Consider the following 16001-nt stretch of genomic DNA (forward strand, 5'->3'; position numbering starts at 1 on the left):
TTCTGTTAATTATCGTAAATTTTGAGGGTTTTTCACGGAGAAAAAGGTTTGTTTTGTCCGAGGGGCGTATTTCGTTCCTCTTCAGACAAACAAATCCGCGACTTTGGCCAAACAACCTCAACCACCGCGCCGCGCTTTGCGCCTTTTTCCGCCGCTGTCAGGAATGGGTCGCTGGAATTGCGAAAGCTAACCCGCGCGCCCGAACGCTCTAATAGGGTTTTGGCGATAAATAGGCCAAGTCCCATGCCTTCATACCCGACACGTTGCGGGCTGTTGGATTGTCTGGTGCGGCGGCGTAAAAATGGATCGCCCAGCCTGCTTAACACCTCAGAGGGAAAACCCGCGCCATCGTCAATGACGCAAAGACGGATTTCGGCCAAATCCCATGTTGCCTCAATCCAGACTGTCGCATTGGCAAAGTCTACCGCGTTTTGGACAAGATTGCGAAGGCCGTGGATGATTTCAGGCTTGCGATAGATCACAGGCGGGGCACTGTCCTCATCGCCTACATCGGGTAGGGCGGGCGCCAGATCATAGAGCAGGTCAATACCCCGATCAGCATGGGGTTCCGCCGCTTCGCGGAGCACTTCGCCAAAGGGGGCGGATCGCATTTGCAAATCATCCTTGCCCGCACGCCCCATGGAATGAAGGATATCACGGCACCGATCCGCTTGGTCACGGATCAATTTTGCATCCTCGAACAGATCGGGTCGGCTTGATAGCGCCTCGGCCAGTTCATCGGCCAATTCGCTAGAGACAAGTTTTATCGTGGCTAAGGGTGTGCCCAGTTCATGGGCCGCTGCAGCGACCACGCCCCCAAGATCGGTGAGCTTTTGTTCCCGCGCAAGGGCCATTTGCGTGGCCAAGAGAGCCTGATTCATCGAATGCGTCTCTTTGGTCACGCGCCGCGCATAGGAGGATAGAAAGACGATGCCGATGACAATCGCAATCCAAAACCCAAGCAAGAAAAGCGGGGGGATTTGTAGAACTGATCCGTCCAAACTGCGCAGTGGCACATGGTAAAAGGCCAAAACTGTAATCAAACCAATGGCAATCCCGCCAAGCATGACAGTTGAGCCTAGCGTCAGTGCGGTGGCCGAAATGGTTACAGGCGCCAAGATCAACAAGGCGAAAGGATTGTTTAACCCCCCTGTCAGAAACAGCAAAAACCCCAGCTGTGTAAGGTCAAAAAGAAGGGTAAGCATCGCATCGCGATCAGACAATCTCTGGCTGCGTGGGAAAATAGCCATCGCGACAAGATTAGAGATGACACTCGCGCCAATGGCCAAAAAGCACAGGCCCAATTCCACCCGAAGGCCAATGAAATAGGCGGCAATTGCGACAGTGATCGTCTGGCCAATGATCGCCAACCAGCGCAACAGCAACAGCGTCTCTAATCGCACCCAATCGCTGCGCGCATCATCGGCAAATAATCTTTGGGCGGGGTCTTTGGTCATTGGGGCTTTCTGTCACAGTCGGGTGGGGATGAATTTCTGCGGGTCTCGCCATAGATTGCCCCACATGGGACTAACGCGGTGAAAGGCTGCTTCATGACACGGTATTTTGCAATTGGTGCCTTTGCAATTCTCGTTCTGGTTTTGGGCGGGACAACGGCATTGATCTTGCAAGGGCGCTCGCCTTTGACATTGTTTCAACAACCAAGCGCGCTTGGCGGCGCGGGGCTTGTTCAAAACGAGGATGCCTATGCGCAATGCCGCTCAACCGTTATCGCGGGCGGGTCTGATACCATTGGCGGCCCGTTTGAATTGATCACCGAGGACGGCGCGTTGGTCACAAGTGAGTCGCTGATCACTGAGCCAACCTTGCTTTATTTTGGCTACACGTTTTGTCCTGATGTTTGCCCGCTGGACACGGTGCGCAATGCAGAAGTCGTGGATATTCTTGCCGCACGCGGTGAAGCCGTCTTGCCTGTTTTCATTTCAATTGATCCCAAGCGCGACACGCCCGAAAGGTTGCGCGAATTTACCGAAAACATCCACCCTGATATGATCGGCCTGACGGGGAGTGACGCACAAGTTGCCGCTGCAAGCCGTGCTTATCGCACCTATTACAACAGCCATGATGATGGGAGCGATCCATATTATTTGGTGGATCATTCGACTTTTACCTATTTGGTGTTGCCTGATGCAGGGTTTGTCGAATTCTTCCGCCGCGATACCGCCCCTGCAGAGATGGCAGATGCGGTGCAGTGTTTCCTCGATGCAAGCAGCTAAACCTTTGCTTGCAAATCACTTTGCGTGGGTCATGGACATCGTGCATTTGACCCGCGCAGATTTTCTCCCTAATTAAGCTATACAGACCAATTTTGGCCGCCAGAGCCTTGGGCAGACTGGCTCCATGGGAGGAACGCCAATGTCGCAAGAGCGCAGTTTACGGGATATCGGGCCTGATAAGTCACTTCTCTTGGTGGATGATGACGAGCCGTTTCTGCGCCGATTGCAGCGCGCCATGGAAAAGCGTGGGTTTGAGGTTGAAGCCGCTGAAACTGTGACAGCAGGGAAAGCAATCGCGATGGCCCGCCCGCCTGCTTATGCGGTTGTCGATTTGCGGCTTGAAGATGGCAATGGCTTGGATGTTGTGGAAGCGCTCCGCGCGAAACGGCCCGATGCGCGGATTGTTGTTTTGACGGGTTATGGCGCGATTGCAACTGCGGTCGCTGCTGTAAAGATTGGCGCGACTGATTATTTGTCGAAACCAGCGGATGCAAATGACATCACCGCCGCGCTTTTGGCCAGTGATGATGATCTCCCCCCACCGCCCGAAAACCCGATGAGTGCTGACCGCGTGCGTTGGGAACATATTCAACGCGTTTATGAGCTCTGTGATCGCAATGTGTCCGAGACGGCACGGCGCTTGAATATGCATCGCCGCACGTTGCAACGGATTTTGGCGAAGCGCAGCCCGAAGTAAGCCTTAAATCCGCGCGATGAGCGCGTTGTGCCGTGCGGTGAAATCTGCGCGCACCTCTGCGGGCGGGCGCAGCGCAAGGGTGATTTGCGACAGAAGCTTGGCTTCGGGCCTGCCAAAAAATTGATCTGCTTCGGTTTCTGAAAAGCCCGCGATTTGCACGGCCTCGATCCACGCGCTGATGCGATCCGCTTGTTTGATCCGTGTTTTGACCGTTTTGGGCAATTCGGCAGGCAGGCCAAATCGCAGATGAATTGCAGCGGTTAAGCGTGCATCCAATTCCGCATATCCAGGCCCCACGGCGGATTTAACGGGGCTGATCATATCGCCAATCACATATTCGGGCGCATCGTGCAAAAGCGCAGCCAGATTCCATTTCAAGGGGCCGTTGGGATGTTGCAGGTCGTAAATCTGTTCAACCAACAGCGAATGCTCAGCCACGGAATAAGGATAATCGCCGCGCGTTTGACCGTTCCAACGCGCTACGAATGCGAGGCCATGGGCGATGTCCTCGATCTCGATATCAACGGGTGTGGGGTCAAGCAGGTCTAGCCTTCGACCCGATAACATTCGTTGCCAAGCACGGATGGGTGTTGAGCGCGGCATAGGTTCTTTTGTCCTTCACGTTTTACGAAACCATATAGCCCTTCGCTTCAGATGCAACGCATCCCACGCGAATGGACGCAGTGCCATTGCCGTGGGGCCGCAAGGCTGCTATGGCCACGCCAACTTAGAGACATGATTATCCGCCCTCAAGGAGGCTGCACTCGTGAACGATTACATCGTCAAAGATATCGCCCTTGCCGATTATGGCCGCAAAGAATTGGACATTGCTGAAACGGAAATGCCAGGCCTGATGGCATTGCGTGCGGAATATGGCGCCGAAAAGCCCCTCAAAGGCGCGCGCATTGTCGGTTCTTTGCATATGACCATTCAGACTGCCGTTCTGATTGAAACATTGGCGGCTTTGGGTGCCGATGTGCGTTGGGCCAGCTGCAATATCTTCTCCACCCAAGATCACGCGGCCGCCGCGATTGCCAAGGCCGGCATTCCTGTTTTCGCCATCAAAGGCCAAACCTTGGAAGAGCATTGGGATTATCTTGATAAATCCTTCCTCTTTGCCGATGGCCCCAACATGATCTTGGACGATGGCGGTGATGCGACCCTTTACGTTCTTTTGGGCGCGCGTGCTGAAGCGGGCGAGGACATCATCCCCGTCCCGCAATCCGAAGAAGAAGAAGTGATCAAAGCGCAGATCAAAAAGCGCATGGGGCAAAGCCCGGGCTGGTTCACCAAAGTGCGCGACCAGATCAAGGGCGTGTCTGAGGAAACCACCACAGGCGTCAACCGCCTTTATCAATTGGTGCGTGAGGGTCAGTTGCCCTTCCCCGCGATCAACGTCAATGACAGCGTCACCAAGTCGAAATTCGACAATAAATACGGTTGCAAGGAATCGCTCGTTGACGGCATCCGCCGCGCGACTGACACAATGATGGCAGGTAAGGTTGCTGTCGTCTGTGGTTACGGCGATGTGGGCAAAGGTTCCGCCGCGAGTTTGCGCGGCGCGGGCGCGCGCGTCAAAGTCACGGAGGTTGATCCGATTTGCGCGCTGCAGGCGGCCATGGACGGGTTCGAAGTGGTGCTTTTGGAAGATGTGGTCGCAAGCGCGGATATCTTCATCACCACCACGGGCAATAAGGACGTCATCCGCATCGAACATATGCGCGAGATGAAGGATATGGCCATCGTGGGCAATATCGGCCATTTCGACAATGAGATCCAAGTTGCGGCTTTGAAAAACCACAAATGGACGAATATCAAAGAGCAGGTGGATATGATCGAAATGCCCTCGGGCAGCCGCATCATTCTTTTGTCTGAAGGCCGCTTGTTGAACCTTGGCAATGCCACAGGCCACCCCTCTTTCGTGATGTCTGCCTCTTTCACCAATCAGGTGCTTGCGCAGATTGAACTGTGGAAGAATGGCGGGAATTATAAGAACGAGGTTTACATTCTGCCCAAGCATTTGGACGAGAAAGTGGCCCGTCTGCATTTGGATCGGATTGGCGTGAAGCTGACCAAGCTGGATAAATCCCAAGCGGATTATATCGGTGTTCAGCCTGAAGGCCCATTCAAGCCAGAGCATTACCGCTACTGACGCGCGACCCTGCGCGATATGGCTGAAAAGATTGAAAGATCGGGCAAAAATGCTCGATCTTTTATTTTTAGGTTTATTTTTTATCCGTGACTTGCCAGTCTACCCTTAGCCCGATGGGATTACCCTTCGGGCCAATGTGTCTTTAGGGGGAGTTTGTGATGGGCAAACGTGATGATTTAATCGCCACATATGCGGGCGATTTGAAAAACAAATGCGGCATGGATGCGGATATGGATCTTCTGACCAAGGTGACGATTGGTCTAGGGCCGTCCATTTATAATGCAGATGCCTCAACAGTGGCAGGCAGCCAACCGTCCGAATTGGAAACGGTGAAGAATAATTTTCTGATCAAGAAACTGGGTCTGGCCGATGGCCCTCAGTTGATGGATGCGATCAATAGCGTCATCGAAACCTATGGTCGCTCAGAGCGGAACAAATACCGCGCGGTGATCTATTACATGTTGGTCAAGCATTTTGGCAAAGAAAGCGTCTATCGCTGACCCTGACCGCTTTATCAGTCAAACAGGCCCCCAACTGCCACGGCGGTGTTGGGGGCCTTCTTATGTGATCGATAAAATTCGACGTGCTTTTTCTTTGATTGCTCGCAGGGGGTTATGTTATCCACACCCTGCCTGATCAGTATGGCGGGCCCTCATTCGAACACGTGCGGAGCGAGAAGAGCGCGTGGGTGGCGGAGGGTTCCGATCTGATCGGGGCCCTCCTTCTTTATTCCAGCCCACCCATTTTACAGATGATATCCCAGGCTTCTGGTGTCACGGGTTGCACCGAGAGGCGCGATTGGCGCAGCAAGGCCATTTCTGCAAGACGAGGCTCGGCCTTAACCATTTCCAAACTCACAGGGCGGGGCATGGGGCGGAGGGCTTTGATATCCACGCAGTCCCAACGCGGGTCGTCCGTGGTGCTGTCGGGGTGGCTTGTGGCGATGACTTCGACAAGGCCCACCACGGCCTTTTCGGTCTGAGAATGATAGAAAAACCCCTGATCCCCGATTTCCATTTGCCGCATGAAGTTACGCGCCTGATAATTGCGCACGCCGTTCCATTCCTCTCCCTGATCCCCGCGGGCAGATTGCTGCGCCCAACTCCACGTGTCGGGTTCGGATTTGAACAGCCAATACGCCATCAGCCGATGACCTTTTTCCATGCTTCGATACGGGTTTTCGCAAAAAGCCCTGCTTTTGCGTAAGGATCATTCGTGGCCCAAGCTTCGGCGTCTGCGCGGGTTTCGACCTCGATAATGACGAGCGATCCGATCATCTTGCCTGCCTCATCCAAAAGTGGGCCTGCCATTTCAACCACGCCTGTCTCGGCGATATAGGCCAAATGGGCCTCGCGGTTATCAAGGCGGGTTTGTAGGGCTTCGGCCTTGTCTGTGCACATCAACGCGTAACGCATTTTCTTTACTCCATGGTCAAAGGGCGCGCCAAAAGCGCCTCTGTTATTTCGTCAAACTCTACTTCACCTGCGCTGAGCCTCGCCACGGCATCGACAAGGGGTGTGTCAATTTCAGCCCGCGCGGCCAAGCCCCGCGCGGTCGCAACCCCCTCTACTGTGCTGTCCTCCGACCAAGCTGTGCCTTGGGTTAGGGACATGCCAAAGCGCATATTGCGCGATTTTTCCGAAGTGCAGGTCAGGATCAAGTCGCCAAGTCCCGACAGTCCTGAAAGCGTGTCATCCATCGCGCCAAACCCGCGTGCGATCCTGCGCATTTCGGCAAACCCGCGGGCCATAAAGGCGGCGCGCGCGCTCTCGCCCAAGCCCCGCCCCATGACTGCACCTGCCCCAATGGCGATTACATTCTTAAGGGCGCCCCCCATCTCTGCCCCGATAACATCGGTGCTTCCGTAAAGGCGCAGATTGGGCGTGGATAGCGCCTTTTGCAGCGTAGTCACGGCGGTCGCATCCTGACACGCCAAGGTCAGGGCGGTTGGTAGGCCGCGCGCGATATCGACCGCGAAACTGGGACCCGTGAGCTGTGCCGCGACTTTGTCTGGAAATCGCGCGCTCAGCAGTGATGCAGGGCCAAGACCCGTGGTCAAATCAATCCCCTTCGCGCAGGAAACAAGATGACCCGCGCGCGGCCTATAGCCATCTAAAAATGACCCAAGCTTTTGCGTGGGAATGGCCAGTAGCAAAATATCGCTTCTTAGCGCGTCTAAATCATCCGTGACCTCTACTTGGTTAGGCAAGCGGATATCGGGCAGACGTTTCGCATTTTCGCGGGATTGGCGCATGTTTTCGGCACCCTCGCGGGCCCAAAGGCGCACGGGCCGACCCGCACGGGCCAATGCTATGGCAAGGCTTGTGCCAAAGGCGCCTGCGCCTGCGATATCAATCATGCCTTCGCCCCCTTTTTTCCTGAGCCAAGCATGGCATGGGCGCTTTGATCCAAGGGCCAGCGTGGGCGGGCGGATAATGTCATATCATCCCGCGCCCCTTCGAGATAGCGTTCTAGCCCCGCCATAGCGATCATAGCAGCATTGTCTGTGCATAGGGCCAATGGTGGCGCGACAAATGGCGTATTGGCCTCATCCGAGACAGCCTCAAGCGCCTTGCGCAGGGTTTGATTTGCGGCCACCCCACCCGCCACAGCAAATCCTGTGATCCCATCTGCCAAGGCCAAGGCGCGGCGTGATTTCTCGGCCAAAACATCACGCATTGCAGCTTGGAAACTGGCACAAATATCCGCGCGGTCTTGTTCAAAAAGCCCATCTTGGGCGGCAACCAATTGATCACGTTGGCGCAGCACGGCCGTTTTTAGGCCTGAAAATGACATATCGCAGCCCTCGCGATCCAAGAGCGGACGGGGAAGTGAAAATCGGCGGGCATCCCCAGATTGTGCCGCCTTTTCCACTGATGGCCCGCCAGGTTGGGGCAATCCCATGATCCGTGCAACCTTATCGAAGGCCTCGCCTGGGGCATCGTCAATTGTGCCCCCGAGGCGCGTGAAATCGTCAGGGCCTTTGACATGTAAAAACTGGCAATGCCCCCCTGAAACCAAGAGCATCAGATAGGGGTAACGCATCCCATCTGTCAGGCGTGGGGTCAGGGCATGGCCTGCCAAATGATTAACCCCAATCAAGGGTTTGCCGAGACCATAAGCCAATCCTTTGGCGGCCATGACGCCTGACAAAACGCCCCCAATGAGACCAGGGCCCGCAGTGACCGCGATGGCGTCTATATCGGCTAAGGGGATATCTGCCTGCGCCAAGGACTCTTCGACCATGTGATCCAATTTTTCAGCATGGGCGCGCGCGGCCAGTTCAGGAACCACGCCACCAAATTCGGCGTGCAGGGATGTTTGACCTGCCACAACAGATGACAGAAGAACAAGATCCCCCGAAGCCTCGCGGCGCAGCACCGCAGCGGCCGTATCATCGCAGCTCGATTCCAGCCCCAAGATGGTTAGTCTTTGCCCTGCGGTCATGCCCCGTGGATCCTTCGCCCATTGCAGACCAAAGATATCTGCGATGGAAGCCAATTGTAAGCGCCTCGCAAGGCAGGTATCATTGCAGGCTATGGCTGACAATGCTTGCCCTTTGATCCTTCTGACCCGTTCTGCTGCGCAATCGCAGCGGTTTGCTGATGAGATGACGGCGGCTTTGGGGCAGCGGCCCGCGCTTTCGATCCATCCCCTGATGACGATGTCTGTGATCCCCGTGGATGTGGATATCTCGCGCTATGATGCGGTCGTGTTCACCTCGGAAAACGGGGTTTCTGCCTTTGCTGAATTGTCAAAGGAACCTGACGCGGCTTTGGGGGTCACAGCCTATTGTGTTGGGCAAAAAACCGCGCAAGCGGCGCGGGCTTTGGGTTTCGTGGCGCGATCTGCTGAGGGTGATGTTACTGATCTTTCAGCGTTGATCTTGGCGGATCTGCCGCGCTCGGCGCGGGTGCTCCATCTGCATGGGCGCCACCAAGCGGGCGATCTGTGCGCGACATTGCAAGCCGCAGGCCAGACGGCTGATCACTTGGCGATATACGCGCAGGTTGCACTGGCCCCTGATGCTGAATTTACCTCACTTTTTCAAAGCGATAGATCGATTGTTGTCCCGCTGTTTTCACCCCGCTCTGCAGCTTTGTTTTTTGCGGCCTTGCCAGAAAACAGGGGCGCGGACTTGCGGCTTGTTGCGATCAGTGCAGCAACCGCTGATGCCATCCCTGCCGCGTTTCAGGCGCAGGTATCTGTGGCACAATCCCCTAATGCAGGCGCGATGATTGATGCGCTAGCGAGATATCTTCGCTAAAGGCGCGATCGGGTGGCCTGCAAGGCTTGAGCGCATGGGATGGCTGCTCTAAGCTGCTGGAAAACGCTGTCAATGTAACTGGACAGCATGATTCTGACGGGTAAGAGGTCTGTATGGCGGAAAAAAAATCAACATCTTCGCAGGCTTCCACAGGGTCGCGTTCAAAACGAACACCATCACAGGCGCGCAAATCGACCTCAGCGAAGGCGACACCCAAAGCGGCTGTAAAGACCACGGCAAAACCTGCGCCGAAAGCGGCAACCAAGCCCGCAACGGATGCTGTGCCAAGCCAATCCGAAACAGCGCCTGCTGCCACGACTTTACCAAAGCCACGCAATTCGGTCTGGCCGATGGTTTTAGGGGGTGGTCTTGCTGCCGGGCTTGGCTTCGCTGCGGCCAGTCTTCTGCCAAGCGCGGAGCCCTCCAATGATATTGCCGCGCGTCTCTCTGCCATTGAAGCAACACAGGATGAACTGCGCGCAGGCCTCGCGGACCAAGGGGCTGCCACAGTCGATCTTGCACCGCTTGAGGCGGATTTGGCCGATCTTCGTGCGGATCTTGATGCAGTCTCGGTGCCGCAGGTTGATTTGACCCCAATCACCACCAAGCTTGATGGGCTTGACGCCGATCTTGCGGCGCAAGCCAACGCGCTCTCCGATCTGCAATCGCGCATTGCCACGCTTGAAGCCCGCCCCGAAGGTGTAGATGTTTCACTTTTGGGGGCAAATGGTGTCGCGTTGGATCAGCAGATTGCCACATTGCAGGCCCTAGTAGACAGCCAACGGGGCGCGCTTGAGGCCGTTTCACAAGATGCTGAAACCGAACTCGCCTCATTGCGTGAGACGATCACCAATGAAGTGGCGCGCCTGCAGGCCAGCAGCGCGATTGTGCGCCTGACATTGGCGATGGAAAGCGGTGCGCCGTTTGCAGCGGCGCTATCTGATGCGGAGGCAGGATCAGGCATCTCCGCCCCCGCCCTGTTGCACACTGCGGCCGAGACGGGACTGGTGCGCCTGTCGCAGCTCCGCACGGAATTTGCGCCCTTGGCGCGTGATGCGCTGCCAATTGCCTTGCGCGAAACAGCAGGCGATACACTAAGCGCGCGCGTCGGGGCGTTCCTGCAAGGCCAAATTGGCGGTCGGTCGCTCAGCCCGCGTGACGGGGATGATCCAGATGCAATCTTGTCCCGTGCCCAAGGGGCCGTTGATCAAGGCGATTTGTCTTTGGCTTTGGCCGAACTTTCGGCCCTGCCTGCCCCTGCCCAAGCCGTATTTTCGGATTGGGTCGCTCAGGTTGAGGCGCGTCTCTCTGTGACTGAGGCCTTCGAAACCTATCGCGCCGCAATCGGTCAAGCGGGTTAAGGGGGGCGATGTGATGTTGTGGTCCATGCTCAAGGCGCTGATTTTCGTAGCCGCCACCGCCCTTTTGGCGATTGGGGCCACCTATTTGCTCGAGATCGGTGATGTGGCGCTGATCACGGTGGCAGGGCGCGAATTTGTTCTGACACCTTTTGTGTCGGTGTTGTTGGCGCTGGCCGCTTTGGTTCTGGTGTGGGTTTTGATGCGCCTCACAGGGCTGGTCGTGGCGGGTATTCGTTTCCTCAATGGCGATGAAACTGCATTGACCCGTTATTTCAATCGCCGCAGCGAAAAACGCGGGTTTGAGGCATTGTCGGACTCGATCCTCGCCCTTGCCGCGGGTGAAGGGCATTTGGCCATCCGTAAGGCAGAGCGCGCAGCCAAGCTGCTGGCGCGGCCAGAGGTGACGAATTTATTGATTGCCCAAGGGGCGGAAATGGCGGGCGACAAGGCCCGCGCGACCGAAGCATTCAAAGCCTTGGTTCAAGATGAGCGCACCCGTTTTGTCGGTGTTCGGGGCTTGTTGCAGCAGAAATTGGCCGCAGGTGACACCGACACGGCGTTGAAACTCGCTGAAAAGGCCCTCGCCCTGCGGCCCAAAAATGCGGATATGCAGGACACCTTGCTGCGTCTTCAGGCGCAATATGAAGATTGGGCAGGGGCACGGGCCACATTGAATGCAAAACTGCGGTCAGGCACTTTGCCGCGCGATGTGCATAAGCGCCGTGACGCTGTCTTGGCCCTTGCCGATGCGCGTGAGGCTTTGGCAGATGGCCAAATTGCCCGCGCGACAGAGCTGGCAAAATCCGCCAATCGCCAATCTCCTAGCCTTGTGCCCGCCGCAGTGATGGCGGCGCGCATGTCGATTGCCGAGGGTAAGGCAAAGCAGGCCGCATCGGTGATCCAAAAAGCATGGGGTCTTGCGCCGCACCCTGATCTAGCCGCAGCTTTTGCCGAAATCGTTCCCGAAGAAACGCCAGAGGCGCGGATCAAACGCTTCCGTCCTTTGTTAAAGCAGCATCAAGGCCACCGCGAGGCACGCCTTTTGGAGGCGGAATTGCAAATCGCCGCGAAGGAATTTGGCGAGGCCCGCAAGGCCCTTGGCAGTTTGGCACAGGATGAGCCAGATGCGCGCAGCCTGACTGTTATGGCCGCAATTGAGCGCGGCGAAGGCGGTGAAGATCGTCTGGTGCGGGCTTGGCTTGCAAAAGCAGTTACAGCATCGCGTGGGCCGCAATGGCTGTGCGAGGCCTGTGGTCATGTTCACGCTGAATGGCGCCCAACCTGCACTCATTGTGATGGGTTCGATACGTTGCATTGGGCGGTGCCACCGCAAAGTGAGGCCGCGCTCCAAGGGCCTGAACAAATGCTGCCTTTGATCGTGGGTGCCTTAGATGCCCCAAGCCCCGCTGCGGTGAAAACGCCTGAAACAGTTGCGACCCCGCAGCAGTCAGCCCCATCAGAGCCTGTGGTCGAGCCCGTATCGGGCGAGGATACGTTAACTTTGGGCCCTGAATTCCGAATTGATGATGAGGAGGACGCCAGTAAGGGCGCAGACGCGGTGCAGGCCGCCCGTGGCGTAAATTAAACACGGATCACATTAGGTCTACACAAGCGCGCACAACCTTGCTAAGAGCGCGCCCGTGGCCGCTGTAGCTCAGCTGGTAGAGCACGTCATTCGTAATGATGGGGTCGGGGGTTCGAGTCCCTTCAGCGGCACCACTCCAAGCCAAAAAATCTATATTTAACAAATTACTATGTAATCTTCACGGGCTAGGATCTACCCTTTTATTTACTTTTTTCGAGAGCGTTCCGCCCGTGGCTGTGTGCTCTACATCTTTGCAGATACCGCTCAACCAATGCTGCTACCTTAAGTGGCAATTGGGAGCTCTGGACGTATTTTTCTGGAATTGAGGCGGTCTCGCGAATTAAATCATCTTGGCGCCTATTTTCACAAATTTGAAATGATAGCGTTAACTAAGTTTAACATTGAATTGGCACTTGGCCCCTGACCGAAGGACAGGGGCTTTTTTCTGTCCTCGGATCATCGATCGCTTCAGTGCCTGACGCACTGATACTTTCATGCTGTGGGGGCAGGGCTGTGTTTAGTCCTAGCAAATAGGCGCATGCCTGCAGCGTTTCTGTTGGAGAAAAACAAATGAAACGTCTAATTTTGTCTGCTGCAACTGGTTTGACGATGATGTCGACTGCCGCTGTTGCGCAAACTGAGATTACATTCTGGCACGCCATGGGTGGCGCTCTGGGTGAAACCGTCAACCAAATTGCTGAAGATTTTAACGCAAGTCAGAGCGATTATGTGATCACCCCTGTTTTCAAGGGCACATATGAAGAAACGCTAACAGCAGGTATCGCAGCATTCCGTGCGGGTGAACAGCCAAGTATCCTTCAGGTGTTTGACGCAGGTGCAGCAACTGTGATCGCAGCGCAGGGCGCAACCGTTCCCGTTCAGGATTTGATGGAAGCCAATGGTGTGAACTTCGATATCGAAGATTACATCTCGGGTGTGCGGTATTTCTATGCGGACAGCGATGGCAAGATGATCGGGATGCCGTTCAACTCCTCCTCGCCGATCATGTATTACAATGTTCAGGCCTTGGAAGCAGCAGGCGTCACCCCACCTGTCACTTGGGAAGAATTTCAAGATGTGACTGCACCAGCGCTGGTTGAAGCGGGTTATATTCCTTTGGCCCAATCTCACCTGCCTTGGATTTTTACTGAGAATTTCTTCTCACGTCACAACCTGCCCTTCGCGACCAACAACAATGGTTATGATGGTATCGACACCCAGATCCTTGTGAACAACCCAGCAATTCGCGCACATTTCACCGCTCTGACTGACTGGCAAGAGCGCGGGTTCTTTGAATGGTATGGCACAGGTTGGGGCGATAACCAGACCCCATTCGAAGAGGGTAAGGTTGCGATTTGGCTCGGCTCTTCGGGGTCTTTCGGTGGCCTGTCGCAGCTTGATTTGCCATTTGATTTCTCGGCAGGTTTCTTGCCTTATTGGGAAGCTGTTACTACGGCGCCGACCCAGACCTTTATTGGTGGCGCGTCTTTGTTTGCAATGGCAGGCAAATCTGATGCCGAAAATGCGGCAACTGCAGCTTTCTTCGAGTATCTGACCTCGCCTGAGGTGCAGTATATGTGGCACCGCGAGACGGGTTATGTGCCAATCACTACTGCAGCCTACGACATGGCGAAAGCAGATGGCCATTACGATCGCTTCCCTGCAGCTGAGGTTGGCATTCAGCAGCTTTCTTTGCCATCGGGCGATAACACACGCGGCTACCGTATGGGCTTTTATGTTCAGATCCGTGATGTGATGAACCGTGAATATGGCCGCATCCTGACGGGCGAAACTTCTGTAGAAGATGCGTTCAACGCAATTGAGACTGAAGCAAACGAACTTCTATCTCGTTTTGCGCAGACACAGGGTTAATTCCTGACATTCCTCGGGACGGGCGCATTTTTGATGCGCCCGTTTCCCATTCGTGAGGTCATTTTATGAAACGCGCACTTTTTTCAAATATCTGGCTGCCCGTTGCATTATTGCTGCCACAATTGGCCATTATCGCGGTGTTCTTCTATTGGCCTGCAGGATACGCGGTGCAGTCATCCTTTTACCTACAAGACCCCTTTGGATTTGGCTCTAGTTTCGTAGGCTTGGGCAATTATCAAAGCCTCTTTCGCAACAGCGAATATTTGAAAATTGCAAATTTCACAGTTTGGTTTACGGCGATTGTGACCTTCTTTTCACTCGCCATTGCGTTGGTCTTAGCGGTCAAAGCTGATCGCGTGATCCGTGGCGCAAAGACCTATCGCACGCTGTTGATGTGGGTCTATGCCGTCGCACCGCCCGTTGCGGGCTTCATCGCGGTGATCATGTTCAACCAAAGCTGGGGGCCACTGACCGAATTTTTCGCTCTCTTTGGCTATCGATTTCAGGTCGGTGTGAATTTCAATGACACCGCCTTCGCAATGATCCTGACCTCAATTTGGAAGCAGGTTCCTGTCAATTTCATCTTTTTCCTCTCAGGTTTGCAATCCATTCCACGTTCTGTGCGGGAGGCGGCGTTGATTGATAATCGGTCTGCTTCAGGGCGGTTTTGGACAGTCACATTCCCACTGTTGGCACCGACTGGTTTTTTCCTGCTGATCATCAACATAACCTACGCTTTATTCGATACGTTTGGGATCGTGGACACGGTTGTGAAGGGTGAGCCAGGCAACAACCCAATGACCCTCGTTTACAAGGTTTATGTCGATGGCTTCCGTGGCAATGATTTAGGTGGCTCATCCGCACAGTCGGTTGTGTTGATGGCCCTCGTTCTCGCGCTGACCTTCGTGCAATTCCGCTTGGTCGAGCGGCGCATTCATTACACCTAAGGGCGGATCAATGAAATTCTCACAAAAACCCCTTAAGCGCATCCGTATCAGCACGGTCATGGATCATCTTGTTTTGATTTTAGGTGCGCTATTCATGTTGGTGCCGATGCTGATGGTTTTGCAGTTGGCCAGTGTGCCTGATGCGGAGATCATCCAACGCGGTCCAAGCCTGCATATCGGGGATCAATTAGACGATAATTTTATCAAAGCCATGTTCGAGGCATCTGGTTTTTCGGGGGAAAACACTGGGCTTTCGATGTTGATGAACTCGTTCATCCTCGGAATAGGATTTGCGATTGGCAAGATTGTTTTAGGGATGATGGCCGCCTATGCAATTGTCTATTTCCGCCTTCGGTTTGCAACCTTGGCTTTTTGGGCGATTTTTACCACGCTGCTTTTGCCACTCGAGGTGCGGATCTTACCGTCCTATGAGATCGTGCAATCTTTGGGGATGTTAAACACTTATCAAGGTTTGATTGTTCCCTTGATCGCATCTGCCACGGCCACATTTTTCTTTCGGCAATTCTTTATGTCGGTTCCTGAAGAACTGGTTGAGGCCGCGCGTATTGACGGGGCGGGGCCCGTGAAATTCTTTGTCGATATCCTCGTGCCGCTGTCGCGAACAATGATTGCGGCAATGTTTATCATCATGTTCGTCTACGGGTGGAACCAATATCTCTGGCCCACCATGATCACCACCGATGAGGATATGTATACGCTGGTTCGGGGGATCAAGCAGATCATCCAAGTCTTTGAAGGCACGAATTTGCCCGAATATGGGCGTGGCAATCTGTTGGCAATGATTGCAGTGATCCCGCCTGTTTTGATCGTAGTGTTTTTCCAAAGCTGGTTCGTCAAAGGCCTTACTGAAAGCGATAAATAAGGG

16 protein-coding genes and 1 tRNA gene are annotated in these 16001 nt (G+C 54.8%); 11 read left to right on the forward strand and 6 right to left on the reverse strand.

Features of this window, described 5'->3' with window-relative positions:
• Positions 1-32: 32 nt before the first annotated feature.
• Positions 33-1457, reverse strand: a complete 1425-nt coding sequence (gene regB / locus RYZ18_RS12425) for a sensor histidine kinase RegB (RefSeq protein ID WP_317657176.1) — start codon at positions 1455-1457, stop codon at positions 33-35.
• A gap of 93 nt (positions 1458-1550) precedes the next feature.
• Here regB and RYZ18_RS12430 point away from each other — a divergent pair, with 93 nt between their 5' ends.
• Together RYZ18_RS12430 and RYZ18_RS12435 are read left to right on the forward strand one after the other, a co-directional pair.
• Positions 1551-2234, forward strand: coding sequence for an SCO family protein (locus tag RYZ18_RS12430; protein WP_317657177.1), 684 nt, complete (start codon positions 1551-1553; stop codon positions 2232-2234).
• A 139-nt stretch (positions 2235-2373) separates the two neighbouring features.
• Positions 2374-2931: an ActR/PrrA/RegA family redox response regulator transcription factor gene (locus tag RYZ18_RS12435; RefSeq protein WP_317657178.1), complete on the forward strand. Its 558-nt coding sequence runs from the start codon at positions 2374-2376 to the stop codon at positions 2929-2931.
• A gap of 3 nt (positions 2932-2934) precedes the next feature.
• Here the strand turns inward: RYZ18_RS12435 and RYZ18_RS12440 are convergent, their stop codons facing one another.
• Positions 2935-3534 carry an HD family hydrolase gene (locus RYZ18_RS12440; protein WP_317657180.1) on the reverse strand — a complete coding sequence of 200 codons (600 nt, stop codon included), beginning with the start codon at positions 3532-3534 and terminating at the stop codon, positions 2935-2937.
• A gap of 163 nt (positions 3535-3697) precedes the next feature.
• Between RYZ18_RS12440 and ahcY the strand changes: the two genes are divergently transcribed.
• The gene (gene ahcY, locus RYZ18_RS12445) at positions 3698-5083 is read left to right on the forward strand and encodes an adenosylhomocysteinase (RefSeq protein WP_317657181.1); all 1386 of its coding nucleotides are present in this window, start codon (positions 3698-3700) and stop codon (positions 5081-5083) included.
• Between the two features lie 158 nt (positions 5084-5241).
• Complete coding sequence (locus RYZ18_RS12450; RefSeq protein WP_317657182.1) at positions 5242-5583, forward strand: DUF2853 family protein; 342 nt, start codon at positions 5242-5244, stop codon at positions 5581-5583.
• A 226-nt stretch (positions 5584-5809) separates the two neighbouring features.
• Here the strand turns inward: RYZ18_RS12450 and RYZ18_RS12455 are convergent, their stop codons facing one another.
• The 4 genes from RYZ18_RS12455 to tsaD are packed head-to-tail and all read right to left on the reverse strand — an operon-like array spanning position 5810 to position 8530.
• Complete coding sequence (locus tag RYZ18_RS12455) at positions 5810-6226, reverse strand: EVE domain-containing protein (protein WP_317657183.1); 417 nt, start codon at positions 6224-6226, stop codon at positions 5810-5812.
• Positions 6226-6498: a YciI family protein gene (locus RYZ18_RS12460; RefSeq protein WP_317657184.1), complete on the reverse strand. Its 273-nt coding sequence runs from the start codon at positions 6496-6498 to the stop codon at positions 6226-6228. Before RYZ18_RS12460 ends, RYZ18_RS12455 begins: the two co-directional genes overlap by 1 nt.
• A gap of 5 nt (positions 6499-6503) precedes the next feature.
• Positions 6504-7442 (reverse strand): NAD(P)H-dependent glycerol-3-phosphate dehydrogenase, encoded by a 939-nt coding sequence (locus RYZ18_RS12465; RefSeq protein WP_317657185.1) that lies wholly within the window; start codon positions 7440-7442, stop codon positions 6504-6506.
• A complete protein-coding gene (gene tsaD / locus RYZ18_RS12470; protein ID WP_317657306.1) occupies positions 7439-8530 on the reverse strand; it encodes a tRNA (adenosine(37)-N6)-threonylcarbamoyltransferase complex transferase subunit TsaD in 1092 nt (363 codons plus the stop codon). The genes RYZ18_RS12465 and tsaD overlap by 4 nt, the downstream gene beginning before the upstream one ends.
• Before the next feature lie 91 nt (positions 8531-8621).
• Here tsaD and RYZ18_RS12475 point away from each other — a divergent pair, with 91 nt between their 5' ends.
• From RYZ18_RS12475 to RYZ18_RS12505, 7 genes are all read left to right on the forward strand, one after another.
• On the forward strand, positions 8622-9350 hold the full coding sequence (locus RYZ18_RS12475; protein ID WP_317657186.1) for a uroporphyrinogen-III synthase: 729 nt from the start codon (positions 8622-8624) through the stop codon (positions 9348-9350).
• 113 nt (positions 9351-9463) lie between these two features.
• Positions 9464-10711, forward strand: coding sequence for a COG4223 family protein (locus tag RYZ18_RS12480; RefSeq protein WP_317657187.1), 1248 nt, complete (start codon positions 9464-9466; stop codon positions 10709-10711).
• Between the two features lie 13 nt (positions 10712-10724).
• A complete protein-coding gene (locus RYZ18_RS12485) occupies positions 10725-12296 on the forward strand; it encodes a heme biosynthesis protein HemY (RefSeq protein WP_317657188.1) in 1572 nt (523 codons plus the stop codon).
• A 58-nt stretch (positions 12297-12354) separates the two neighbouring features.
• Positions 12355-12430 (forward strand) — tRNA-Thr (locus RYZ18_RS12490).
• Positions 12431-12866: 436 nt separating this feature from the next.
• Positions 12867-14168, forward strand: a complete 1302-nt coding sequence (locus tag RYZ18_RS12495) for an extracellular solute-binding protein (protein ID WP_317657189.1) — start codon at positions 12867-12869, stop codon at positions 14166-14168.
• A gap of 65 nt (positions 14169-14233) precedes the next feature.
• Positions 14234-15115 (forward strand): ABC transporter permease subunit, encoded by an 882-nt coding sequence (locus tag RYZ18_RS12500; RefSeq protein WP_317657190.1) that lies wholly within the window; start codon positions 14234-14236, stop codon positions 15113-15115.
• Positions 15116-15125: 10 nt separating this feature from the next.
• Complete coding sequence (locus RYZ18_RS12505) at positions 15126-15998, forward strand: ABC transporter permease subunit (protein WP_317657191.1); 873 nt, start codon at positions 15126-15128, stop codon at positions 15996-15998.
• Positions 15999-16001: the final 3 nt, after the last annotated feature.

The organism is Roseovarius sp. 10, assembly GCF_033100315.1.
Taxonomy (GTDB): Bacteria; Pseudomonadota; Alphaproteobacteria; order Rhodobacterales; family Rhodobacteraceae; genus M30B80.